Origin of the sequence: Dickeya chrysanthemi NCPPB 402 (genome assembly GCF_000406105.1) — a bacterium.
Classification (GTDB): domain Bacteria; phylum Pseudomonadota; class Gammaproteobacteria; order Enterobacterales; family Enterobacteriaceae; genus Dickeya; species Dickeya chrysanthemi.
In genome coordinates, this window is the sequence record NZ_CM001974.1 from 3,831,466 (window position 1) to 3,857,027 (window position 25,562).

Here is a 25,562-nt window from a genome sequence, read left to right on the forward strand (position 1 = left end):
CACGCATCACCACCAGCGGCCACGTTGATTATTCCTCTTTTTTATCATGGTATTATATGAAATAGTGATCCGATTATCGGTTAAGTAAGGAGCCCGTAATGCCGTCACACCGCCAGTCATTGTTTACCATCCGGCCGGAAGCGGTGGATCGACCCGAGATCCTCATGCTGCTGGAAAAGCGGGATGCCTATCAGGCTTCGTTGTATCCGGCGGAGTGCTGCCACTTCACCGATTTGCGCAAACTGCGCCGCCGATGAATCACAGGCAATCCGGCTCTATCAACGCCACGGCTATCGTCTGTGCAGTCCTTTTTTCCCTTACGGCGACGACCCGCTCAGCGTGTATATGGAAAAAACGCTGGAGGGCGGATCCTAAAAAAACTGATTGCAGACTCTGGAATGAAAGCTGTATATTTAGCCAGTATTTTTCATGGAGATGCAACTAATGTACGTAGAGTTGGTTTACGATAAAAGAAACGTGAGCGGGTTACCCAACGCGGCGGAACAGATTAAAAACGAACTCACCAAACGGATCCATCGGGTGTTTCCGGACGCGGAAATCAAGGTAAAACCGATGCAGGCCAACGCCATCAATTCCAACGCCAGTAAACAGGATAAATCCACCATCAACCGGATTATCGAAGAGATGTTCAACGAGGCCGACGAATGGCTGGCGCCGGAGTAACGGCCGTCAGGGCCGGCCATTCCTTGCCCTTCTGCACCATCGCGACACCATGCTGATCATCAGGCTATAGTCACCCGCATAAGTCACCCGCATAGTCACGTGCAATGACTCTCTCTCGAGCCATGATCGTCGGCTGCGATCGTGTATAAGAGCAAAGCCCGACCTAGTAATACTCGATTTTGGTAGTGTGCGTCAGCGTGGTCACCGTTTGCGTCACCCCCTTGCCATTGGATACCAGCACCTGACACTGGCGCGGGTTAAAATGCTGGTCATACTGGCATGTGGTGCGGGTTACGCTAATCTGTTGGTTGTTTTCCGTCACGATGACCGTCGCATTCAACCGCTTTTCCGCCGGAGCGTCGTTTTGCATCTCAACGGTGGTCACCTTGCCGTTTTCCGGTGAAACAAACGTCATGCTGATCGGGAACCCCTCATCGTCGTAACGATAGCTCGCCAGCGGCGTAGGCCGATCGCGATAGACCACCTCGCTGATCGCCTGTTTATCATCGGAACGGTAGCTCAGGCGGCCATCCGGCGTTTTCTCCAACTGGCAGTGTTCCGTCAGTTGAAACAACACCTGACGATCACTCTTCTCTATCAATCTATTCCCGTCACGTAGCAGATCCAGATCGAGATTCATCGCCGGCTGGTAGGTACGTAGTGTCACCAGGCATCCTTCGGCATCAAATGCGCCTTCAACATAGGCGGTGACTTTGCCGGCATCGTCGGTCTGCGTTTGTGTAAAATGCTTAATCTTTCCCCGTAGCGCATCAAAACCAAAAATATTGGAAAGTCCAGCCAGCACTGGGTTCACCGGCTCCAGCGCCGATGTTAAGTCACACCCTGCCAGTAATATCGCCCCCACCAGCACCATGGCGTGTCGTTTCATAGTCCTTATCCTGGATATTTGTTGAATCGCATCAGTTTACGTCAATTCCCAAAGAGAGGATAAAGAAACGCGCTATCGCTATCGGGAAGCCCCAAATAGAAGAGAACCTCCAGAAGGCGCAGGTCACGCCGTCGCCATCATGGGCGACGGCATCATGTAAACGGCAACGGTTGCCTGCTGCTGCCGGGAAGTCAGAAATACCTGGCGGATCCCCAGCGAATGAAAGCCGCACTTGAGCAACACCCGGCCGGAAGCCACATTTTGCGGTAAGTGGCAGCCATAGATTTTCTCAACGCCTAACTGGCTAAATGCGAACTGGCATAACGCCCGGCCGGCTTGCGTGCCAAACCCTCGCTGCCGAAAATCCGCGCTCAGCCAATAGCCGATCTCCGGCTGCGCCGTTTCCAGCGAAACCAGTGAAATCGAACCAATCAACTGCTGGTTCTCAGACAGACAGATAGCGTAGGCCACGCCTTTACGTTGCTCCCAGTGATGCTGCAAATCGGCAATCCAGTTAGCTACCGCCTCACGCGGGCAAGGATAGGGAATCAACATGGTCATGGCGGAAATATCGGGCGTGCTGTTCAACAGAGTGCAGACTTCTGCAACGTCAGGTGCTTGTAATGGTCGTAACAGTAAATGTTCGGTAGTCAGGGTCGGTTGCCGCATCGGATTCTCCTCATCAGTCGCCTCCCGTCGTCATGTCCACGGGTGCTCTGTTAGGTGGCGTCATGGCAAAGAAGAGTTCCGGCCGACGCGGTTCTCGTTGGCCGACGACACAGAGATAACCTGTCTATACCCGTCATACTTCACGTTGCAGGTGCGTTGGTTTTATTACCCGGCCCATCCCTGGGCCTTGCGCCTTCTGGGGCGCAGCTCGAATGAGTTATCGCCTGCCGGTCAGCGTCAGGAATACAGGCTGTTGGCCGCTTGTTCGCTTTCCTCACGGGTGTATCCCCCGTAAGTCATGGCGGAAATAAACGCGGTGCGGTCGGTCTTGGGGTACACTTTTTCATCCAGTAACACCCGGCCGACCTCTTCCGGCGTCAGTTGTGGGTACTGCTCATGAATCCCCCCCACCACATCCCAGGCGGCGTAGCCGAGCACGCGGATAATAGCCGCGACCTGCAGCGGTGAGGTGTCATCCTGGTAGGTTGAATGAATCACATCGGCTATCAGTTTTGAGGTCAGCACGTTGACTTTGGACACATCGCTGTAACGGCTACCCAGAGATTGAACAATATGATTGATGGCGTCTTCCGGTCCATAGCCTCTTTCACGAATTCGGGTTAATACCGAAACCATCTTGTCTCTCAGATCGATAAACATAGTGCTATTCCTTCGTCAAAGTCGATAATCAACCCGAAGCGCGCGAAGGCTATCCCTGAGGTATAAACACATTTCCTTAATGGCCGCGTCTGGGATTTTCCTGCCAGTCTCACACTGGTGACCGCATCAACAAACCTGATACTTTATTTCAGCATAGGCGCAGATGCCTATCCTTCCACTGGCATTTCCCGCTTTGTGGGCAAACGCCGACTTTTTACGCTGATCACCCCCACCTATTGAAAGGCCACGGGTATGACTCCCAATACAACCTAATTCCATTAACGATACATTAATATGGCTTTTTATCGTTAACGCGACTTTCCTGACAAGAATGTGACATTGATAAGGTTGATGGTATCAACCTATTTCAGGGAACTGCACAACCCACACCTTAGCTGTTATGATCTCAAGCCCTAAGCTACGCCGCCTGCTCGCCATACGCATCTTGCAACCTTGCAACAACCTAGTGAGCGATAACCGGTCAATAAAACCCGCTGAACGTTGATAATAATTCCCTGTAGGGGGAGTCCTTCAGCAAGGAGGTTTAATCATGATTACCACTGACGGTAACAATGCAGTCGCCTCAGTCGCCTGGCGAACTCATGAAGTTATCGCCATCTACCCTATTACGCCCAGTTCGGCCATGGCAGAACAAGCTGCAGCCTGGTCGAGCGACGAGCGCAAAAATATCTGGGGAGACACGCCCCGCGTCGTTGAGATGCAGTCTGAAGCCGGAGCGATCGCTACCGTGCACGGCGCGTTGCAGACCGGCGCCTTATCCACCACCTTTACCTCGTCGCAGGGATTGCTGCTGATGATCCCGACGTTGTACAAACTGGCGGGTCAGTTGACGCCGTTTGTGCTGCACGTCGCCGCCCGTACCGTGGCCACCCATGCATTGTCGATTTTTTGCGATCACTCCGATGTGATGGCGGTGCGCCAGACCGGCTGCGCCATGCTGTGCGCCGGCAATGTGCAGGAAGCGCAGGACTTTGCGCTGATTTCACAGATAGCCAGCCTGAACAGCCGCCTGCCGTTTATCCATTTCTTCGACGGCTTTCGTACCTCGCACGAAATCAACAAGATCGAACCGCTGAGCGATGCACAACTGCATACGCTGTTGCCGCAGGCGGCGATTGAGGCGCACCGTAAGCGTGCACTTACTCCTGAACATCCGGTTATTCGCGGCACGGCGTCGAACCCCGATACCTTTTTCCAGGCGCGTGAAGCGACCAACCCGTGGTACGACGCGGCATTCGGTCATGTCGAACAGGCGATGAACGACTTCGCCCGCGAAACCGGCCGACAATATCAGCCGTTCGAGTATTACGGCCATCCAGACGCGACCCGCGTTATCGTGATGATGGGGTCCGGCGTCGGCACCTGCGAAGAAGTGATCGACACGCTGTTGACGCGCGGCGAAAAGGTCGGCGTGGTAAAAGTGCGTCTCTACCGGCCGTTTTCCGCACAACACCTGCTGGCGGCAATCCCGCAAAGTGCGCAGTCCATCGCGGTGCTGGACCGCACCAAAGAACCCGGCGCCCAGGCGGAACCGCTGTATCTGGATGTGATGACCGCGCTGGCGGAGGCGTTCTCACGCGGTGAGCGCCCACTTATGCCGAAAGTGATCGGCGGCCGTTATGGGTTGTCGTCAAAAGAGTTCACCCCGCAATGCGTAGCAGCGACGTATAAAGAGTTGGCGCTTACCAACCCGAGACCTCGCTTTACCGTCGGTATTTATGACGACGTCACCCACCTGTCGCTGCCGCTTTCCGACCAGCCGATGCCGACGCAGGCGTCGCTGGAAGCGCTGTTCTACGGCCTCGGCAGCGACGGTACCGTATCCGCCGCCAAGAACTCGATCAAAATCGTCGGTAATTCAACCCCGCTGTTTGTACAGGGTTATTTCGTCTACGACTCCAAGAAAGCCGGCAGCCTGACGGTTTCCCATATGCGCGTCGGCCCGCATCCGATTCACTCCGCCTACCTGATTGAACAGGCGGATTTCGTGGCTTGTCATCAGTGGCAGTTCATCGACAAATACAACATGGTGGAGCGCCTGAAACCGGGCGGCATCTTCCTCGTCAACGCGCCGTACAGCGCCGACGACCTGTGGCATCGGTTGCCGCAGGAGGTACAGGCCGGACTGAACCAGCGTCAGGCACGGGTGTACTGCATCAATGCGGCGAAAATCGCCCGTGAATGCCAGTTGGGCGCCCGTATCAACACCGTGATGCAAATGGCGTTCTTCCACCTGACGCAAATCCTGCCGGGCGGCGATGCGCTCGATAAACTGCGCGCCGCCATCGCCAGCAGCTACGGCAGCAAAGGGCAGGAACTGGTGGAGCGCAACTGGCGGGCACTGGACACAACGCTGGCCGCGCTGGAAGCGGTGGCACTGGAACCGGTCAATCCGGACAGCCCGTGCCGCCCGCCGGTGGTATCCGACGCCGCGCCCGATTTCGTCAAAACCGTCACCGCCGCGATGCTGGCCGGTCTGGGCGACAGCCTGCCGGTTTCCGCGCTGCCGCCGGACGGGACCTGGCCAGTCGGCACCACTCAGTGGGAAAAACGCAACATCGCCGAAGCCATCCCGTTGTGGAAACCGGAGCTGTGCACCCAATGTAACCACTGCGTGGCCGCCTGCCCGCATTCCGCTATCCGTGCCAAAGTAGTACCCGCCGAGGCGATGGCCGACGCGCCGGCGTCATTGCAGTCGCTGGATGTGAAAGCCCGCGACATGCGCGGCCAGAAATATGTGCTGCAGGTCGCCCCGGAAGACTGCACCGGCTGTAACCTGTGCGTAGAAGTGTGCCCGGCCAAAGATCGCCAAAATCCAGACATCAAAGCCATCAATATGGAACCCCGGCTGGAACATGTCGCGACCGAGAAAACCCAGTACGACTTTTTCCTTACGCTGCCGGAAATCGACCGCAGCAAGCTGGAACGCATCGATATTCGCACTTCGCAGTTGATCACGCCGCTGTTCGAGTACTCCGGCGCCTGTTCCGGTTGCGGCGAAACCCCGTACATCAAGCTGCTGACCCAGTTGTACGGCGACCGTCTGCTGGTCGCCAACGCCACCGGGTGCTCCTCAATTTACGGCGGTAACCTGCCGACAACCCCCTGGACCACCGACGCCAACGGCCGCGGGCCGGCCTGGGCGAATTCGCTGTTTGAAGACAACGCCGAATTCGGGCTGGGTTTCCGCCTGAGCGTCGACCAGCACCGCCAGCGTGCCCTGCGCGTGCTGGAGCAGTTGGCCGCGCAACTGCCTGCCGACCTGGTCGCCGCCTTGCAAGACACGTCGGTGAATGTCGATACACGGCGCGAACAGATTGCCCACCTGCGTCAGTCGCTCAGCGCCATCGATAGCGACGACGCCCGCCAACTGACGGCGGACGCCGACCATCTGGTGGATAAATCCATTTGGTTGATCGGCGGCGATGGCTGGGCCTACGACATCGGCTACGGCGGTCTCGACCACGTCATGAGTCTGTCGGAAAACGTCAACGTGCTGGTGCTCGATACCCAATGCTATTCCAACACCGGCGGTCAGCAATCGAAAGCTACCCCGCTCGGCGCGGTCACCAAGTTTGGCGAGCAAGGCAAGCGCAAAGCGCGCAAAGATCTCGGCGTCACGGTGATGATGTACGGCCATGTCTACGTAGCGCAGATTTCGTTGGGCGCCCAGCTAAACCAAACGGTGAAAGCGATTCAGGAAGCGGAAGCCTGGCCGGGGCCGTCGTTGATCATCGCCTATAGCCCTTGCGAAGAGCACGGCTACGATCTGGCATTCAGCCACGACCAGATGCGTCAGTTAACCGCTACCGGATTCTGGCCGCTGTACCGTTTCGACCCACGTCGCGCAGCACAAGGCAAACCAGCGCTGGTAACGGACTCTCGTCCGCCGTCAGCCAGCCTGAGCGAAACCCTGCTCAACGAGCAACGCTTCCGTCGTCTCAACAACCAGCAACCGGAAGCCGCAGCCCGATTGTATGAAGAAGCCGAAGCCGACCTGCGCCGCCGCTATGACTTCCTCAGCCTGTTGGCTGGCAAGGCCGAAAAAAGCGAGCAGGAATAATACTGCGCGTGCAAACCGATGCCGGGAGCGGGAAACCGCTCCCGGCTGTTCCTTCCGGCACACGCCGACCATGCGGTTCGCTCCCGTTATTTATCGCGTTATTTCCCTGCATTTTCCTGCCGGTCACCGCGCAGCACGAGACTTATTTATATACTCCGCGCCTGCGTATCCTGAATTATGGCGGGGAATATGGCGGGGAATAATGTAATTGATTGTACATCGGGTTTTCCTGCCGCCCTTCTGCACATATAATGCGCATCCGGACTTTATTGTCCGGATAACAACAATTCCTTTGCCGCAATGGCTTTTAACACTCAACAAAGACATGAAAATGAGTATTCGCGCGATCCTGACGTTAGTTGTGGCGGCGGCTGCTTTCAGCCAGACAGCACTCGCCGTGGTTTACCCGTTGCCAGCTCCGAATAGCCGGCTGGTAGGAGAAAATATCCAAGTTACCATCCCCAGCGACAGCACCGATGCGCTGGAACACTTTGCCGCTCAGTACCAGATGGGCCTGAGCAACCTGCTGGAAGCCAACCCGGGTATTGATGTGTATCTGCCAAAACCCGGCAGCACCATGACGGTGCCGCAGCAACTGATTCTCCCGGACACCCCGCGCGAAGGCATCGTGATCAACAGTGCCGAGATGCGTCTGTATTACTTCCCGAAAGGCTCCAAAACCGTAGTGGTATTGCCGATCGGTATCGGCCAGCTCGGTAAAGATACCCCGATCAACTGGGTAACCTCAGTACAGCGTAAGAAAGAGCGCCCGACCTGGACGCCGACCGCCGCCATGCATGCGGAATACGCCGCCCGCGGTGAGTTCCTGCCCAAGGTTTATCCGGCCGGCCCGGACAACCCGATGGGGTTGTACGCACTCTACATCGGTAACCTGTTCGCCATCCACGGCACCAATGCCAACTTCGGTATCGGCCTGCGCGTCAGCCATGGTTGTGTGCGTCTGCGCGACAAAGACATCAAATACCTGTTTGACCACGTTCCGGTCGGCACTCGCGTTCAGTTCATCAATGAACCGGTGAAAGCGACGGTAGAGCCGGATGGTTCACGCTATGTCGAAGTACATAACCCACTGTCTCGCACCGAAGAAGAGTTTAGCTCCGACACACCGGTACCACTGAAACTGACCCCAGTGGTGACCAAGGCTCTGGCAGACGCCAGCGTGAGCGAAAGCGCAGTGAATCAGGCGCTGCAAACTCGCTTAGGTATGCCGACGAAAGTGAACGGTGCCGAAGAAAACATCGCACCGATCGCGCCGGCTACCCCAGAGGCTCCGCAGGCACCGGTTATTCAGCAGACCAATACGCCGGCAACGCCGGATGATGCACAGCCGGTTGTTACCGACGCCGCACCGGTCGTCGCAACTGACGCAAACAAATCCTGATCTCTGGATGTTAATCCTTTTAACAGGGCGGCTTAGGCTGCCCTGTTTGTTTTGATTGGCCCAGCTAACCACGCCGGCGACTCGAGTCTTCCTTCATGATCAACTCGGTGAGTTTTTCAATCTGCCTGCCTTCTTCATCGAAATTATGTTCATCGAGCCACTGCGCGTACGCCGCCCGCAACGCGGGATATTCGCCGTCAATGATTGAATGCCACGCTGTATCGCGGTTGCGCTGATGAGTAACAATTACCTGACGGAAAATCCCTTCGAACGTGAAGCCATAGCGCAACGCCGCGGCTCGAGAGGGAGCGTTTAGCGAATCGCATTTCCATTCAAAGCGGCGATAGCCAAGGTCTTCAAAAACGTACTTCAGCAGAAGCGACATGGCCTCCGTCGACAAACGTGTGCGTTTCATACGCGGAGAATACGTGACATAACCAACCTCAATCACACCGTTTGGCGCATCAATACGCATGAGGGCAAGCGTACCGACCGCCTTACCGCTAACCAGGTCAACCACCGCATAATGCAGTGGGTCGGTTAACGTTGCGACAGCCGTTAAATAGAGGCGATAAGCCTCGAACGTATCAAATGGACCAATAGGGAGGTAGGTCCAATCACGCAAATCATGAGCGTCCTGATACGCGTCATAGAGATCGGCGGCATGGCGTTCAACATCAACGCGTTCGAGCCTGCAATAGCGGCCAACAAGAGGTTGGCCATCGGGAAGCCGTGCTCCTTGCCAGTCCGGCAGAGCGTTACCAATAGGCTGCTGGTACTCATTCAATCTAACTATCATTTATTTACCTTGCTCTGGAGAGGTGTGAGTTGTTACCAAGATAAGGCAATGCTGGTATCTTAAAAAGGTCCACAAATCGTCACTTTTTTAGGTCCACGCCATGATTGACATCATCGGTGTTTTAGAGCCTGGCGCAGTCACACCGACTGGCGAGCCCATTTCGTTGCAAAAACAGCTGATAGGGCGTTTGCAGCAAGGGATCCTATCTGGAAGATTGCCGGCAGGCTCACTGCTGCCCTCCTCCCGAGCACTTGCCGAGGAACTTGGCGTATCACGCAACACCGTGGTGATTGCGTACGATCATCTGGCTGCGGAAGGGTATGTGCTGGCCAACCGACAGGGCACTCGCGTGACCTCGTTAGCTAGCTATACAAGCCATGCTCAGGAACCCGATGCGGTGTGGCAACCCGTGTCGCTGGCGCGACGGCTGTCGCCATTTGTAGCAATCCATCCGCAATCGCCACCCGAAGCGCTATTGTTGCCAGGGATGCCGGCCCTTGATCTTTTCCCGCTGGCGGCATGGCGCCGTTCGCTCCTGCGCGCAACGGGGCGCGCATTACCCCAAATGCTCGGGTATGGCCCACCCGCTGGCGAGCCAGCATTGCGCGATGCGATCGCCGCACATCTGCACATCACGCGCGGCGTGCGCTGTGACGGCTCACAGGTCGTTATCACCGAAGGGACTCAGGAAGCCCTGAATCTCTGCGTCACCTTGCTAACGAACCCCGGCGATATCGCATGGGTCGAGGACCCTGGTTATCGTGGTGCGAAGGCGGCATTTTATGCCGGCGATCTGCGAACCATACCGGTTCGCGTAGACCAGGACGGCCTGGCGGTACCGCCGGAAACATGGGGTAACTATCCCCCGACGCTCATCTACACATCGCCTGCTCATCAGTATCCCACTGGTGCCGTGCTATCAATTGCACGGCGGCTGGAATTGATAGCACAGGCAAAACGCGTGGGCGCGTGGTTAATTGAGGACGACTACGACAGCGAATTCCGCCACGCTGGCGATCCCATCGCGAGCATGCACGGACTGGTGCCCGATGCACCGGTTCTCTACATCGGTTCGTTCAGTAAGACGATGTTTCCGGCATTGCGGATCGGCTTCGTGGTGCTTCCACGCAGCGTGATAAGTCAGGCTCAATCCACATTGCATGAACTGCTGCGTGGCGGCCATCGCTTCGAACAGCTGGCGCTTGCGGACTTCATCAACAGCGGCGAATTCGGACGACACCTCGGTCGTATGCGACGCCTCTACCGTGAGCGCCAGCATGTGCTGCGTGAGGCGCTGACGAAGCATTTCGCACAGGCGCAGATTCTCGGAGGCCACTCAGGGATGCATCTGACCTTAAGGTTGCCGCCACAAGTTGATGATCGTACGGTCGTCACAAGCGCGCAGCCGCATGGAATCGCCGCACATGCATTGTCGACGTTCACCATCGCACCGACAGCAAAAGAAAACGGGCTCGTCATCGGCTACGGCAATACCCACGCAGAAGCCATCCCTGATGCTGTGAGTACGCTTGCACGGCTGGTGCAGAAAGCCGCACTTTCCTAACGGTTATTGCCATGACGTTGATTGCTACACCCCGCGGTCATCCCGCCGGAGCATCTCTCCCCATCAAGCTTGCCGCCCCGTCATACAGGAGTGGCTGAGATTCGCTGTCCGTTGCACTGCGGTTTAGGCTTCACTTCACAAAATCAATTGACTTATCATTAGTTGACTTGTTAACTAATGACATTCTCATCTATTTTAACGGATCTCACCATGTCACAGACCGAATCCTCCGCTCGTCGGCATTTCGCCATTCAGTTGGGCCAAACCACTCGCCTGTGGCGCCGGGTTATTGACCGGGAACTGCAACCTTACGGATTAACCCAGGCCAGTTGGCTGCCGTTACTGTTTATCGCCCGTGAAGAGATGCCGACTCACCAGAAAGCGCTGGCCGAATCGCTGGTGCTCGACGCGTCAGCCGTCGTGCGGGTACTGGATAATTTACAGAAACAAGGGTTTATCGAAAGGCGGGAAGGCTGCGATCGCCGTTTTCGCGAAATTCATCTCACCGCCGTCGGACTCGAGCTAGTGAAAAAAGTGGAATCCATCGCCGGGCAGGTCCGTAATCAGGCGCTGGAAGGGGTATCGGAACAGGATATTCAACAGGTCAGCCGCATTATCGATCAGGTTATGGCTAACCTCTCCCGCAGCGAAAACGGTCTCTCATGAACAATCACGTATCCCGGCTGATAGGATTTCGGCACCTTGGCCAACGCCAGCGTACTTTTTTACTGACAGGCGCTGCATTGCTGTTATTCGCGTTGCTGATACTGGCCTACTGGTTTCACCAGCGTTTCACGCACATCACGGAAACCGATGCCCGCGTCATGGGTGAAGTGATTCCGTTGGCCAGCCGGGTGAATGGTTGGGTCACCGCCCGCCCTGTTATTGACGGCGATGTCATCCGCAAAGATCAGTTGCTGGCGCAGATAGATGATCGCGATGCCCGCCTGCGGCTGGCGGAACAGGAAGGGAATCTGGCCGCCGCCGACGCCCAGATCAGTTATAGTCAAACCCAGCGTCAGGTCACCGATCTCACCACGCAAGCCGCACTGGACGAGGCGCGTGCGAAGCTGGCGTCAAGCGACTCCGCCGTCAATAATGCCGGTTATCAACTCAGCCTGGCGCAAAATAACTTCCAGCGCGACGATCAATTACTGAAAAGCAACCTGACCGCCCGCAAAACCTGGGACGAATCGCACACAGCGCTGTTGCAACGTCAGAGTGAACTGCGCGAAGCCGAGGCTCAACGCGGCGCCCAGCACGCAGCGTTGAATAACGCTCAGGCCCAGCGCAACACGTTGCAGGTGCTGGATAAACAGATTGAGATGCAGCGCCAGCAACGCATTGCATTGCAGGCACAGGTCGATCAGCTCAAACAGGAGATCGCCGACCGGGCGTTACGCTCCCCGGTAGACGGCGTGGTGGATCGCACCATCGTCAATGTGGGCAGTTACGCCCAGGCCGGCCAGTGGGTCATGCTGGTACACGACCCCCGCAATCTGTGGGTCGAAGCCAACATCAAAGAGACCGCCATCGGCCGGGTACGGGTTGGGCAGCAGGTGGATATTCAGGTCGACGCGTATCCGGACAAACACATTAGCGGCCATGTCATACGGGTTGGCGATACGGCGACCAGCCAGTTTGCCTTGCTGCCGAGCCCCAATCCCTCCGGCAACTTCACCAAAATCACCCAACGAGTACCGGTACGTATCGCGCTGGATGATCCCAACAGCGGCCTGAAACCGGGCCTGATGGCGGAAGTGAGCATCAATGTCGCCGATTGAAGCCCAGGCCGCACGTTTCGGCTATCGCTATCGCTGGCTGGCGACCGTCACCATCATGCTCGGCACCATCGCCACCACCGCCACGGCGACCATCGTCAATGTGGCGATGCGTGACATCATGGGCGCCTTCGGTATGGGGCAGGATCAGGCGCAATGGTTATCCACCGCCTTTCTGGCTTCGATGACCGCGACCATGCTGATCACCGCCTGGACACTGGAACGCGTTGGTTACCGCGCCACCTATGTCGGTTCGCTGGTGGTGTTCATCGCCGGTAGCCTGCTCGGCACCTTCAGCCAGAACAGCACCGAGGTGATCGTTGCACGAATTCTCCAGGGCGGCGCCAGCGGCGTGATCCAGCCACTGGCGATGATCATCATCTCGCAGGTATTTCCGGTGTCGGAACGCGGTAAAGCAATGGGGATTTACGGCGTCGGCGTGGTACTGGCACCGGCACTGGGGCCGGCTGCCGGCGGATTAATGGTCGACCAGCTCGACTGGCGCGCCGTGTTCATGGTGGTGGTGCCGTTTTGTCTGGCCGGGATCGCCGCCGCATGGGTTATTCTGCCGGGCAAAAGCGCACAAACCGGCGGTTCGCCGCGCCGCTTCGATACCATAGGGTTCATTCTGCTGGTCACGGCGTTAACCTCGCTGCTGGCCGGGCTATCCAATGGGCAGCGTGAAGGCTGGGGATCATTTTTGATTATCTGCCTGCTGACCACCGCGGTAATCTCAACACTGGCGTTTATCATCCGCGAGTTCACCACACCGTATCCGCTGCTGAGTCTGCGGGTATTCGCCAACCCGGCGTTTACCTCCGGCTGCATCGTGGCATTCGCTCTGGGTGCGGGCATCTACGGCTCAACCTATATCATCCCGTTGTTTGTACAAAGCATTCAGGGCTACACGCCGACGCGCTCCGGCTTGCTGCTGATGCCGGCCGGACTGGCGCTCGGCATGGTGTTCCCACTGGCGGGGGCGCTCAGCGACAAGCTCAAACCGCACCTGCTGGTGATCGCAGGTTTACTGCTGTTCGGGCTATCTTGCTGGTTGTCCAGCGCGGCGGATACCGACACCCCCTTCTGGACCATGGCCTGGTGGATCGTCATCGGCCGCGTAGGGCTTGGGGTGATGTTGCCCGCCATGAATGCCGGCGCGCTACGGGCGTTGCCGCCGGCACAATTGGCGCAAGGCGCAGGCAGCCTGAATTTTATTCGTCAGTTGGGCGGCGCTATGGGCGTCAACCTGCTGTCGGTTTTTATTGAACGACGCGCGACGTTTCACGGCCAAATGCTGGCACAATCGCTGACGCTGGACAATATTCGCAGCACCGACGCCATCCGCCAGCTTGGCCTGCTGTTTAGCCACGGCGGCAATCCGCTCGGCGAGCCGCTGAGCACCCGCATCAACCCCGGCATCATGACCTATCTGGAATCGGTGTTAACCCCCAAAGCACAGATGTTTGCCTATCTGGATGGATTTTTTATGGTGGCGATGTTCTTTTTTCTGGCGATCTTACCCGCCTGGTTTATCCGGCCGCGCCCGGTGCTGAACCCTACGCCGTCATCGGCAGCTATCACTGTGGATAACGCCAAAGCCCCGACGTGACTCTGTGAAGCGTCTTCAGAACGCGCCAGATGACAGTTGCCGCCCAGCCGAAAGACCGCTAAGGTTGGGCGGTTAATTTTTCCCTTTTCAGGACGCCAGCTATGTCCAATAACAGTTTGTCCGGCAACGAAAAAAATCTGTCCAACACGGTACTTCCCACCACCGTGCAACAACCTCGCTACGACCGCCAATCGTTAAAACCCCGTATCGTGCATATTGGCTTCGGTGCCTTTCACCGCGCACATCAGGCGTTGCTGACCGATCGGGTACTCAATCGTCAGGGCGGCGACTGGGGGATCTGCGAAGTGGTGTTGTTCAGCGACGATACGCTGATTTCAGCCCTGCGCCGTCAGGATCACCGGTTTACCGTGCTGGAAAAAGCCGCTCACGGCAATCAGGCCATTGTAGTGGGCGCGGTCTGTCAATCGCTACACGCCCGAGTGGAGGGGATCGCCGCGATTCTGGAACAACTGGCGGATCCTGTCGTGGCGATCGTATCGCTGACCATCACCGAAAAAGGTTATTGCCGCGCAGGCAACAAAGGTGAGCTTGATTGCGACAACCCGCTGGTACAGCAAGACATAGCTAATCCGCGTCACCCTTCGTCAGTGCCCGGATTACTGGCCGAAGCGCTGCGCCTGCGCCGTGACCGCGGTATCGCCCCTTTCTCGGTGCTTTCCTGCGATAACGTGCCGGAAAACGGCAAAGTCACCCGTCAGGTCGTGATGGATGCGGCGCGTCTGCAAGACCCCGCGCTGGTGAATTGGATCGCCCAGCATGTCACTTTCCCCAACACCATGGTGGACCGTATCGTGCCGGCCGCCACGCCGGAAACGCTGAACCAGATCGCCGATGCCATCGGCGTCGCGGATCCGTGCGGTATCGCCTGTGAGCCGTTTATTCAGTGGGTGGTGGAAGATAACTTTGTAGCCGGCCGCCCTGACTGGGAACTGGCGGGGGCGCAACTGGTCGATGACGTACTGCCGTTTGAAGAGATGAAACTGCGTATGCTCAACGGCAGCCACTCTTTCCTGGCTTATCTCGGCTATCTGGCAGGCTACGAACATATCAATAATTGCATGGATGACCCGCACTACCGGCAGGCGGTACGCCACCTGATGTTGCAGGAACAGGCACCGACGTTACAGGTAGCCGGCGTGGATCTGCCCACCTATGCCGATCAATTGCTCGAGCGTTTTTCCAACCCGGCGCTGAAACACCGCACCTGGCAGATTGCGATGGACGGCAGCCAGAAACTGCCGCAACGCCTGTTGGCGTCACTGCGCTGGCATCTGGCACGCGGCAGCGACCATCGCGCCTTGACGTTGGGCGTAGCCGGCTGGATGCGTTACGTCGGCGGCATCGACGATGCCGGTCAGACGATTGATATCCGCGACCCGCTGGTCGCCACGTTGCAGCACATCGTCGGCACCACCGGGGACGATGCAGAGCGAGTCCGCGGTCTGCTGTCTATCAGCACGCTATTTGGCGATGAATTGCCCGGCAACGCCGCCTGGGTAGCGGAACTGACCAGCGCGTATCTGTCGTTGCGCGACAACGGCGCCAAAGCCACCGTCGCCGCGCTGTTCAACGCCTGAGCCTGAGCCATACCGAACGGTATGGCCCACACAGCGTGCAACAGCCACCCCATACGCCGCGCATCGGCAGCCAATCCCGTGCGCGGCGTTTTTCGTTCTGATACCCCAAAAGGCGCAGACTACGGCACAAGAGTGGCTCTTCTCCACGTATTCAGGTTGTAGCTCAATCATGAAACACACGATGCACCGCCTGAGATCGCGCATCGTCTGAGATAAGGTGAATCAGGCTTTACTTTTCCGGCAAGGGCTCCGGCAAATACTCCAGCACATCACCAGGCTGGCAGGACAGCGCCTCGCAAATGCCTTGCAATGTATCGAACCTGATACTTTTCACTTTGCCGGACTTCAGCAACGAAAGATTCTGTTCAGTAATGCCGATCACCCGCGCCAGCTCACGGGACTTCATCTTCTTTTGCGCCAGCAGTACATCCAGTCTGATAATGATTGGCATAACCCGTCTTAACAACAATTTACTCATGACCGATAAAATACACCGCCTGGCCAGGTGAGATAAATCACACTTTTTGTGGTGCATCTCCTGAAAGATCACAAGCCGCTCACAATTCATCGCTGTTTTTTACAATTGTTCTTGCTTTTTGCCCGCTTGCACGGCGAAATAGCGATGATAGTTTCGCCACTTTCCCCGGCGCTATCGTTCCTGCCAACAATCAGCTTTATCGTTTAACGATAAAAAAACAATGCAAACCGGTAAGACATTACATGTTACCGGTCGATATCCATGATCAAATTAAAAAAACTTATTTCATGATCTCCATGACAGATTCCTATTAAAAGCCCTCCGGAGTGGGATGGCTAGTTTACTTTTGTCGCGAACAGGCAAATGATAAGAACATGAGTTCATTTCAAATGAAATAATGTTTTAATATTGTTAGGCGAATTGATCATGAGTAAACCTATTACGTTCAAACACACGTTCTGCTATGGCAGCGCGAACTTGCTGGGCAGTGGTGCTTTAGCCATCAGTGGCGCCTGGCTAATGTATTTCTATACCACGTTCTGTGGCTTGTCCCTGGTTGAAGCCGCGGCTATTTTCTCCGTAGCTAGCGTCATCGACGCCATCAGTAACCCGATTATGGGTTACATCAGTGATAACTTTTACAATACGCGTATCGGCCGTATTTTCGGTCGCCGTCGCTTCTTCATCCTGCTCGGTATTCCGATGGTGCTGGTCTACCCGATGTTGTGGATGGAAGGCTTGGGCTTCTGGTACTACTTGTCGACCTACGTGCTGTTCGAGCTGATCTACACCTCCATTATGGTGCCGTACGAAACGCTCGCGACCGAAATGACCACCGACTTCAAAGTTCGCTCCAAACTGACGGGTTCCAAGGCTATCTTCGGTAAAGTCGCCAACTTCCTGGCGGCGTTTATCCCGGGACAGTTCATTGGTATCTACGGTAAAGACTCCGCCACGCCGTTCTTCTACACCGGTCTGGCTTATGGCTTCATCATGTGTGCGGCGATGATCGCCCTCTACTTCACCTCCTGGGAACGTTCACCGAATGAAGTCGCGCGCGAGCACACTCAGAACCTGTGGCAGTCGCTGAAAAAACTCAGCATCGACATGGCCTCCACTTTCCGTCTGCGTATCTTCCGTAAACATCTCGGCATGTACCTGTTCGGTTTCGGTGCCGAGTGGCTGTTCGCTTCCGCCTTCACTTACTTCATCGTCTTCGGCCTGAAGCAAAGTACGGCGGTAGTTTCTCAGCTCAACAGCTTCAGTTCGATCATGCAGTTTATCTCCACGTTTCTGTTCATCGGCATCTGTGTGAAAATGGGCTTTGGTCGCCCGTATCGCCTGGCGCTGATGGTGGTAATCGTCAGCGTGATCGCCTACGCAGCGCTCTATTTCACTGGCTGGTCTCAAACAGCAACCATGATCGTCCTGTTCGGTATCACCGCTATCTTCGGTTTGAGCACCGGTGGTATCTACTACATTCCGTGGACGGTTTACACCTTCCTGGCGGATGTGGATGAAGTGCTGACGGGCCGTCGCCGCGAAGGGATTTACGCCGGCGCTATGACCTTTGCAGGCAAAATGGTACGTTCCGTCATCGTCTTCGCGATGGGTTGGATTCTGAGCCAGTTCGGCTTTATTTCCGGCAAAGCGGCCCAACCAGAAAGCGCAGTACTGGCGATTGTGGGCGTGTTCTCATTGGGCGTTATCGCTCTGGCGGTCGTCGCCATCTACTTCAGCACCCAAATGCGTCTAGACCGTAAGAATCATATGATTCTGCTGCAGGAAATTGCCCGCATCAAAGCAGGCGGCGCCATTGCAGATGTTCCGGCGGAAGCCCGTGCGGTTGCCGAAGAATTGACCGGCTGGAAATACGAACAGTGCTGGGGTAATAACCCGCTGGGTATGCAACAGGAAGCAGCAGAACCGGTAGTTGCGACCTCGCCTCGTTAAGACGTCTTTACCTTCAGTCTATCATCACGACAATGCCGCCACCGGGCGGCATTGTCGCATTCAGATATCCTCTGGCCCTGCCATCAGCAAACGCCTGACCTTTCCCCCTCTGTCATGCCTGTCACCACCACGACTTCGCCCTTGCGTGTCGGCTTCATGTTAAAAGCGGCAAAGGAGTGAGTATTACGCAACGCGATGCAAATACGCAGAGCGGCAGAACCAGAGCACCGGGTCGAACTATTCGGCAAACCAAATATTCAGCAAACCAACTAGTTAGCAAAACAAGTAGTTAGCAAACCAACAAGTCAGTAGACCAACCGGTCAGCGGAATAACAGGTTAACGGAATAACAAGAATCCGGCGGGATCTGAGCCAGGCCGCACAAGCCGTCGCCCGCAATGCAATGCCTGACGATAAAGAACAAAAGAGATATGTGCTTCAAGCTAAAAACCGTTCCGCTCTCAATATGGCGGCACCGTTGAAACCGTGCCGCCATACAGGAGAAAAGCCGCTTATATCAGTGCGGCTTCACGCAGTTCGCTTTTCAGGTAAGCATAATAAATGGGCGCGGCAATCACGCCGGAAATACCGAATGCCGCCTCAAACACCAGCATAGCCAGCAGGATTTCCCAGGCATGTGCCTTGATTCGGGTACCGACAATCTGGGCATTGAGGAAATACTCCAGTTTGTGTATCAGCATCAAGTAGACCAGCGCCAGCAGCGCGATCGGCACGGAAATTGACAGCGCGGCGATGAACACCACGGAATTGGAAATCAGATTGCCAATCACCGGCAGCAGACCAAAAATGAAGGTCAGCACCACCAGCGTCTTGGCAAACGGTAGGTGAATGCCGAAGCCGGGCAAAATGCCCAGAATGAAAATGGCGGACAGCACCGTGTTCACCAGCGAAATCTTCACCTGAGCAAACACGATGTTGCGAAACGAGGACGACAGCAACGTGACCCGGTGCATCAGTTCGGTTTTCAGCAACGGCTTATCCACCGTCGGCTCGATGTTATATAGGGAGATGATCGCCCCGAGGATCATGCCGATCAACATGGTGACAAAACCATGCAGAAAATCTTTCCCCATATTTTGCAACATCACCACATGCTTTTGCAGCCACATCACAAATTCATGTTGCAGTTCCTCCACGCTGACCGGCAGATAACCCGGCAGGTAGGTCATGATCTGTGTTTGCACATCCTCAAGAATGAAAGCGATACGCGCATTGAACACGCTGGTGTCTTTCATCTCCTGCATCAGCAGCCCGACCAGCGAGCCAAAAATCACGCTTAGCAGGCAAACCACCAGCGTACTGATCACCGCCACTACCGCCAGCCGGGCTCGCTTGCCGCTGATGACCTTCTGGAAATACGGCGTAAGCAGATTAATGATTTCATACACCAGAAAGCCGGCGATAAAGCAGGCAAGCAGGCGCAGCTCAATCAACAGCAACAGCCCGCCAACGGTAAACGCAAAGCTCAGCAACCTGGCCTGTTTCAAATTCAACAACTGCATATGACATCCCGTTTCTTACTGCAACGTCAGAGGTTTGCCGAACCTTCCGGCACCGCCAAAGGCGCAAATCCCCTGACCATGAAATACTGTTTCGGCAACCATTCTTAGCGTTTTAACGACGAAACACCAGCATGATGAGCGGCATTTTTACTCTCCAGACCGGGAGACTGATTAGGTTATATACCCAAAATAATTCGAGTTGCAGGAAGGCGGCAAGAGAGAGAATCCCGATGAGCTTACTCAGGTAAGTGATTCGGGTGAACGAACGCAGCCAACACACCTGCAACTTGAAGTATGACGGGTATAAAGAAAAAATGTCAGGATGTCGGCGTCGCGTTGTTGCACGCGGCAGGTGCTAAATAATTCAAGTTGCAGGGTAACATCAAAAGGCACATGAAAAGAAACGGGAGAGCATCGCCCTCCCGTGTTCGGCACTCGCTACCGTTTCCGGTTTACATCTGCTCTGATCGCACCGCCAGTTCCCGGCTGTATTGTCGGCTGGCATCGACCAGCATTGAGGTGTAGGCGTTTTTGGGGGTATCGCGGGCCAGGTCGCTGGTCGCGAGCGTTTCCAAAATGCGGCCGTATTGCATTACCGCCACGTTGTGGCACAGATGCGCTATCACCCCCAGGTCATGCGTCACCATCAGGTAAGTCAGCTTTTCCTGCTGCTGTAACTCCGCCAGCAGATTCAGAATCTCCGCCTGTACGGAAACATCCAGCGCCGAGGTCGGCTCGTCCAGCAGCAATACCCGAGGTTCAAGAATCAACGCTCTGGCGATCGCCACGCGCTGACGCTGCCCGCCGGAAAGCTGGTGAGGATAACGGCGGCGGAACTGCGACCCCAACCCAACCTTTCCTAATAACGTATCGATGCGATCATCCCGATCGGCGATACGGTGGATTAACAATGGTTCCGCCAGAATCGCCTCGACGGTATGGCGCGGGTGCAGCGAACCATAAGGATCCTGAAATACCATTTGCACCCGGCGACAGCGTGCCTGTTCAATACGGTGCGCCAGCGGTTGACCATCGATCCAAAGCTGGCCTTGCCAGTGGTTAAACAGCCCGGCCAGACATTTCAGCACCGTGGTTTTTCCGGAGCCGGACTCGCCGACCAGCCCAAAAATCTCACCGTCGTTAACGGTGAGATTCACATCGTACAACACCTGATTTTGCGCGCTTCCCTCACCAAACGTCAGGTTCAGGTTACGCACCTCAATCATCGCTCGCGGCGTCGGGATTGCCTCAGTCGTCATATGCGCTCCTTAAGGGTTGAGCCAGGCGGGATCACGATTCATGACCGGTAAACGTGGCCGAGGATTATCGATATCCGGCAGGGCATTAAGCAAGCCACGGGTATAAGGGTGTTGCGCCCTCTCCAGATCCGCGGCCGCTATCGACTCCACTACCCGGCCGGCGTACATCACCAGCACCCGATCGCAGAAGCTGCGCACCAGATTGATATCGTGGCTGATAAAAATCAGCCCCAACCCCCGCTCACTGACCAGATCATCCAACATCGCCAGCACCTGCAGGCGCACGGACACATCCAGCGCCGAGGTCGGCTCGTCGGCAATCACCACCTCCGGTTCGGTAATCAGCATCATGGCAATCATGATGCGCTGCCCCTGCCCGCCGGAGATCTCATGCGGATACAAGCCATACACCCGCTCCGGCTGGCGAATGCGCACCACATCCAGCATCGCCAGTACCTTTTCCTTCGCCGCCTGCCACGAGACACGGTGGTGAGCGAGATAGGCTTCGGCTATCTGATCGCCGACGCACACCACCGGGTTCAGCGAATACTTGGGATCCTGCATGATCATGGAGATGCGTTTACCGCGGATCTGACGCATCCGCGCTTCGTCCGCCGCCAGCAGGTCGATACCGTTAAAGTTCAAGCGGTCGGCAGTAATGCGGGCGCTACGCGGATGCAACTGCAATAAGGCGCGCCCAACGGTGGATTTGCCGGAGCCGGATTCCCCCACAATCGCCAGCTTTTCACACCCCAGCGAGAAAGACACACCGCGCACGGCATCGGTCACCGCACGGCCATTGACGAAACTCACCCGCAGATTGTCTACCTCCAGCAGCGAACCGGCTTCCGCCTTGCGGTGAGTCACATTCACATTATTCAGTTCTGGGATCGAGGATGTCACGTAAGCCATCTCCAAGGAAATTGAACGCCAGACTGTTGATTAAAATCGCCAGCCCCGGAATCGTCACCAACCACCAACACTCCATCATGTAGCGGCGGCCTGCCGAAATCATCGCCCCCCATTCCGGGTCGGGCGGCTGAGCACCCAGCCCGAGGAAACCCAGACCAGCGGCAGTCAGAATGATGCCGGCCATGTTCATGGTGATACGAATAATCACCGACGGCAGACACAGCGGCACAATGTGATGCAGCAGAATACGCAGCGAAGACGCGCCCTGCAGTTTTACCGCCGAGACAAAATCAGCCTGACGTAGCGACAAGGTCTCCGCCCGCGCCAGACGCGCGATCGGCGGCCAGGCGGTGAGCGTAATGGCAATCACCACATGCTCCAGCCCCGGCCCGAGTGCCGCCACAAACGCCAGTGCCAGCACCAGACTGGGGAATGAGATGAAGATATCGGTGATGCGCATCAAAATGGTATCGACCACGCCGCCGTAATACCCCGCGACCACGCCCAGCAACAACCCGATGGGCCCGACGGTGACCGACACCAGCGCCACGATATACAACGTGATACGGGAACCGTATACCAGACGGCTGAACACATCACGGCCGAATTCATCGGTGCCGAACCAATGGCTGGCGCTCGGCGCCTGCAACGCATTGGTAAGATCCTGCGCCAGCGGGTCGTGGGTGGCGATGAGCGGTGAAAACACCGCCATCAGCAGCAACAGCAATACAATGGCCAAACCTATCGCCGTCAACGGGTTGCGCATCATCAGCAGTAAAAAGCCGAATAGGCGCGCACCGCGCAGCTTCAGGCTGCCGGCACGTTTCTGCGGCTGCGCGCGCAATACCGGCTCAGAGGAAATCGTCATACTCTCGTCCTCGGATCAAAGACCTGATACAACATGTCCGATAGCAGATTCAGGCTGACGAAAATCAACCCGACCAGCAGGACACAACCCATCACCGCGTTCATGTCGCCCAGCAACAGGCTACCGGTGAGATAGGAACCAAAACCCGGCCACGAGAACACCGTCTCGATCAATACCGCACCTTCCAGCAATGACCCGTAAGCCAGCGCCACCACCGTCAGCAACTGCACCAGAATGTTACGGAACGCATGCGCCCACACGACGCGAAATTCCGACAATCCCTTCACCCGCGCGGTGATGATGTATTCCTGTGACAACTGCGCCAGCATGAAACTGCGCGTCATACGGCTGATGTACGCCAGCGAGTGAAACCCCAGCAGCGTGGCGGGCAGCACCAGATGATTAAGCGCACTGCGGAACACCTCCCAGTTGCCATCCAGCATCGAATCGACCAGCAACAGGCCGGTACGGTTTTCCACCAGCCCGTCGTAAGCCATGTCGACCCGCCCGGCGCCGCCGACCCAATTCAACCAGGCATAGAACACCAGCAGCCCCATCATCCCCACCCAAAAGATCGGGGTGGAATAGCCCGCCAGGCTGATGAAACGCACCACGTAATCCGCCCATTTACCGCGCCTTGCCGCCGCCAGCACGCCCAGCGGCACGCCAAGCCCTGCACCGACGATAATCGCCATCGTCGCCAGTTCAACGGTGGCGGGGAAAACCCGGATAATGTCGTCAATAACCGGACGGCCGGTCAGCAACGCATTACCAAGATCGCCGTGCAACAGCGCGTTGAAGTAAATCCAGAACTGAACGTACAGCGGCTTATCCAACCCCAGTTGCTGATAAACCTGTTGGTAGGTGCTTTGGTCGGCATCCTGCCCGACGATCGCCAGCACCGGATCGATAGGCATGACGCGGCCGATAATAAACGTCAGGATCAATAAACCAAACAGCGTGACCGCGACCTGGAATAGACGTTTCGCCAACCGACGCAACATCCCTCCCGGCCTCAGCCACTCGCCCGGTTTGATTCGATCAGAGAAAACCATGTTCTTTCTCCCTCGTTCCCGGTCAGCAACAGGCATCAGGCCGCCGCTGACCGGTGATTTCACGTTGGCGCTTTGCGATCGCCCATTAGCGTTGCTTGTACACATCACGCAGATGGGTGGTGGAAGACGGATGCGGCACATACTTCACCACGTCCTTGCGCAACACCACCGAGTCGATCATCTGAGAAACCGGAATAATGGCCGGATACAACGCCTCATAACGGTTCTGAACGTCGATATACATCTGCTTCTGCTTTTGCGGGTCCTTTTCCAGCAATGCCTGATCGATCATCTCGTTCAGTTGCTTGTCATAAAACGAGGTGCGCCAGCCCTGAAAATTGGTCAACTTGGCTTCATCGCTGTTGTCGGGGTTGTAAACCACGGAACGCAAGCTGGAATGCGGATGAGGATCAACCCCGCCGCCGCCGCGCCCGACCAACATGTCGAACTTGCGATCGCGCATCGCGCCATAAACCTGATTACCGGTGCCGGAGAGGATCTGAACTTTGATGCCGGCTTGCGCCAGTGTCGATTGCACTGAAGTAGCAAGATTGAGGAACGGTTGATCGGACAACACACGCAGCGTAGTCTCAAAGCCGTTGGGGTAGCCCGCTTGTGCCAGCAAGGTCTTCGCCCGCGCCACATCCAGCTTGTAACCCGGATCAGGCAGCGTGGCGTCCATCCCTTTCTGGATCGGGCGCTGATGGTAGAAACCATAGCCGGTCATCACGGTGTTGTTGATGCCGTCGTAGTCGATCAGATAGCGTACCGCTTCGCGCACTTTCGGGTTGGCGAAGTAGGTGTTCTTCAGGCTCATCGACACGTAATACAACGTGCCTTTGGTCACCTCTTTCACCACGACATCTTTATCCTGCTTAAGCGCGTTGATATCCGGCACCGACATGCCGGTCGCCACATCGATATCGCCTTTCTCGATCATTAACCGCAGCGCCTGCGATTCGGTCATATGCCGGAAAATGACGCGCTTCATTTTGGCGTCGCCCTGCCAGTAACCGTTGACGCGGCTGATACGCAGCACATCTTTCGCCTGCCATACATCCAGCTTGAAGGGGCCGGAGCCGGCTTCATTGGTGGTCAGCCAGCCATTGCCCCAGTCGCCGTTTTTCTCGTGTTGCAGCACCGTTTTGCGATCCAATACCGAGCCGCTGCCGAGCGTCGCCAGCGAATAGATGATCAGTTTGGGATCGTTGGGTTTGGGCAGTTCGATCTCAACCGTATGGGCATCTTTGGCGCGGATCATCTTCGCGACGTTATCCGTCGTAAAGCCGTACGATTTCCAGGTGGTCGCCTGCGCCATATTCAGGTGCAGCAACCGGCTCATCGACCAGACAAAATCCTCGGCGGTCACCGGGTTGCCGGAATGGAATTTCGCGTTATCCACCAGATTGAAGGTGATGACTTTGCCGTCGTCACTCACGCTCCAGCTTTTCGCCAGCGCGGGCAACACGTGGCTCAGGTTGTCGGGGTCCAGCTCGACCAGCGAGTCGTAGAGATTCACCACGACGCCGACCACTTCATTGCCGGTCATCGCGGCTGGGTCCAGCGACAGCATGTTGTTCATATTCATGCCGACAATCAATTGATCGTCAGGCGTTTTAGCAGACAGAATCGCCGGCGTGGCGGCCATACACAGTGTGCTCAGTAACAGGGTACGAAGTATTGCTCGCGCTTTCATTGTTCTTCTCCAGGTGTGGAAGTATGGAAGACGACAACATATTGTTTTTTTAATGATGATGACCGTACGGATGACTGCGC

At 56.3% G+C, this 25,562-nt stretch carries 21 protein-coding genes; 10 read left to right on the forward strand and 11 right to left on the reverse strand.

What is annotated here, in order from left to right; all coding sequences use genetic code 11:
* Nucleotides 1–98: 98 nt before the first annotated feature.
* Together DCH402_RS23185 and DCH402_RS16870 are read left to right on the forward strand one after the other, a co-directional pair.
* Nucleotides 99–257: a hypothetical protein gene (locus DCH402_RS23185; protein ID WP_233276297.1), complete on the forward strand. Its 159-nt coding sequence runs from the start codon at nt 99–101 to the stop codon at nt 255–257.
* A gap of 187 nt (nt 258–444) precedes the next feature.
* Nucleotides 445–684 (forward strand): DinI family protein, encoded by a 240-nt coding sequence (locus DCH402_RS16870; RefSeq protein WP_012771014.1) that lies wholly within the window; start codon nt 445–447, stop codon nt 682–684.
* Between the two features lie 163 nt (nt 685–847).
* Here DCH402_RS16870 and DCH402_RS16875 read toward each other — a convergent pair whose 3' ends face one another.
* The 3 genes from DCH402_RS16875 to DCH402_RS16885 all read right to left on the reverse strand — a co-directional run bounded on the left by DCH402_RS16875 (nt 848) and on the right by DCH402_RS16885 (nt 2,902).
* On the reverse strand, nt 848–1,573 hold the full coding sequence (locus DCH402_RS16875) for a YnfC family lipoprotein (RefSeq protein WP_040002356.1): 726 nt from the start codon (nt 1,571–1,573) through the stop codon (nt 848–850).
* 123 nt (nt 1,574–1,696) lie between these two features.
* Nucleotides 1,697–2,242, reverse strand: a complete 546-nt coding sequence (locus DCH402_RS16880; RefSeq protein WP_040002357.1) for a GNAT family N-acetyltransferase — start codon at nt 2,240–2,242, stop codon at nt 1,697–1,699.
* A 237-nt stretch (nt 2,243–2,479) separates the two neighbouring features.
* A complete protein-coding gene (locus DCH402_RS16885) occupies nt 2,480–2,902 on the reverse strand; it encodes a hypothetical protein (RefSeq protein ID WP_040002358.1) in 423 nt (140 codons plus the stop codon).
* 550 nt (nt 2,903–3,452) lie between these two features.
* Here DCH402_RS16885 and nifJ point away from each other — a divergent pair.
* Nucleotides 3,453–6,986, forward strand: a complete 3,534-nt coding sequence (nifJ, locus tag DCH402_RS16890; protein ID WP_040002359.1) for a pyruvate:ferredoxin (flavodoxin) oxidoreductase — start codon at nt 3,453–3,455, stop codon at nt 6,984–6,986.
* A 331-nt stretch (nt 6,987–7,317) separates the two neighbouring features.
* Nucleotides 7,318–8,388, forward strand: a complete 1,071-nt coding sequence (locus DCH402_RS16900; RefSeq protein ID WP_040002362.1) for a L,D-transpeptidase family protein — start codon at nt 7,318–7,320, stop codon at nt 8,386–8,388.
* Between the two features lie 64 nt (nt 8,389–8,452).
* Here the strand turns inward: DCH402_RS16900 and DCH402_RS16905 are convergent, their stop codons facing one another.
* The gene (locus DCH402_RS16905) at nt 8,453–9,187 is read right to left on the reverse strand and encodes a GNAT family N-acetyltransferase (RefSeq protein ID WP_040002363.1); all 735 of its coding nucleotides are present in this window, start codon (nt 9,185–9,187) and stop codon (nt 8,453–8,455) included.
* 100 nt (nt 9,188–9,287) lie between these two features.
* Here DCH402_RS16905 and pdxR point away from each other — a divergent pair, with 100 nt between their 5' ends.
* The 5 genes from pdxR (at nt 9,288) to DCH402_RS16930 (ending at nt 15,739) form a co-directional block, all read left to right on the forward strand.
* A complete protein-coding gene (pdxR, locus tag DCH402_RS16910; RefSeq protein WP_040002364.1) occupies nt 9,288–10,751 on the forward strand; it encodes a MocR-like pyridoxine biosynthesis transcription factor PdxR in 1,464 nt (487 codons plus the stop codon).
* 210 nt (nt 10,752–10,961) lie between these two features.
* The gene (locus DCH402_RS16915; protein WP_040002366.1) at nt 10,962–11,417 is read left to right on the forward strand and encodes a MarR family winged helix-turn-helix transcriptional regulator; all 456 of its coding nucleotides are present in this window, start codon (nt 10,962–10,964) and stop codon (nt 11,415–11,417) included.
* The gene (locus tag DCH402_RS16920; RefSeq protein ID WP_040002367.1) at nt 11,414–12,535 is read left to right on the forward strand and encodes an HlyD family secretion protein; all 1,122 of its coding nucleotides are present in this window, start codon (nt 11,414–11,416) and stop codon (nt 12,533–12,535) included. Before DCH402_RS16915 ends, DCH402_RS16920 begins: the two co-directional genes overlap by 4 nt.
* Nucleotides 12,522–14,141, forward strand: a complete 1,620-nt coding sequence (locus DCH402_RS16925; RefSeq protein WP_040002368.1) for a DHA2 family efflux MFS transporter permease subunit — start codon at nt 12,522–12,524, stop codon at nt 14,139–14,141. The genes DCH402_RS16920 and DCH402_RS16925 overlap by 14 nt, the downstream gene beginning before the upstream one ends.
* A 101-nt stretch (nt 14,142–14,242) precedes the next feature.
* Nucleotides 14,243–15,739: a mannitol dehydrogenase family protein gene (locus DCH402_RS16930; protein ID WP_200864860.1), complete on the forward strand. Its 1,497-nt coding sequence runs from the start codon at nt 14,243–14,245 to the stop codon at nt 15,737–15,739.
* A 229-nt stretch (nt 15,740–15,968) separates the two neighbouring features.
* Here DCH402_RS16930 and DCH402_RS16935 read toward each other — a convergent pair whose 3' ends face one another.
* Entirely contained in the window at nt 15,969–16,190 is a 222-nt protein-coding gene (locus DCH402_RS16935) for a helix-turn-helix domain-containing protein (RefSeq protein ID WP_040002370.1), read from the reverse strand.
* A 453-nt stretch (nt 16,191–16,643) separates the two neighbouring features.
* On the opposite strand from DCH402_RS16935, the gene DCH402_RS16940 reads away from it, so the two are divergent.
* Nucleotides 16,644–18,170, forward strand: a complete 1,527-nt coding sequence (locus DCH402_RS16940) for an MFS transporter (RefSeq protein ID WP_040002371.1) — start codon at nt 16,644–16,646, stop codon at nt 18,168–18,170.
* A 511-nt stretch (nt 18,171–18,681) separates the two neighbouring features.
* Here DCH402_RS16940 and DCH402_RS16945 read toward each other — a convergent pair.
* From DCH402_RS16945 to DCH402_RS16970, 6 genes are all read right to left on the reverse strand, one after another.
* On the reverse strand, nt 18,682–19,692 hold the full coding sequence (locus tag DCH402_RS16945) for an AI-2E family transporter (RefSeq protein WP_040002372.1): 1,011 nt from the start codon (nt 19,690–19,692) through the stop codon (nt 18,682–18,684).
* A gap of 452 nt (nt 19,693–20,144) precedes the next feature.
* Nucleotides 20,145–20,918 (reverse strand): ABC transporter ATP-binding protein, encoded by a 774-nt coding sequence (locus DCH402_RS16950; RefSeq protein WP_040003695.1) that lies wholly within the window; start codon nt 20,916–20,918, stop codon nt 20,145–20,147.
* Nucleotides 20,919–20,960: 42 nt separating this feature from the next.
* A complete protein-coding gene (locus DCH402_RS16955) occupies nt 20,961–21,854 on the reverse strand; it encodes an ABC transporter ATP-binding protein (protein WP_081642224.1) in 894 nt (297 codons plus the stop codon).
* A complete protein-coding gene (locus tag DCH402_RS16960) occupies nt 21,826–22,632 on the reverse strand; it encodes an ABC transporter permease (protein WP_370512556.1) in 807 nt (268 codons plus the stop codon). The genes DCH402_RS16955 and DCH402_RS16960 overlap by 29 nt, the downstream gene beginning before the upstream one ends.
* 95 nt (nt 22,633–22,727) lie before the next feature.
* A complete protein-coding gene (locus DCH402_RS16965) occupies nt 22,728–23,786 on the reverse strand; it encodes an ABC transporter permease (protein ID WP_012771033.1) in 1,059 nt (352 codons plus the stop codon).
* A gap of 85 nt (nt 23,787–23,871) precedes the next feature.
* Nucleotides 23,872–25,434, reverse strand: a complete 1,563-nt coding sequence (locus DCH402_RS16970; protein WP_411431459.1) for an ABC transporter substrate-binding protein — start codon at nt 25,432–25,434, stop codon at nt 23,872–23,874.
* Between the last annotated feature and the right edge of the window lie 128 nt (nt 25,435–25,562).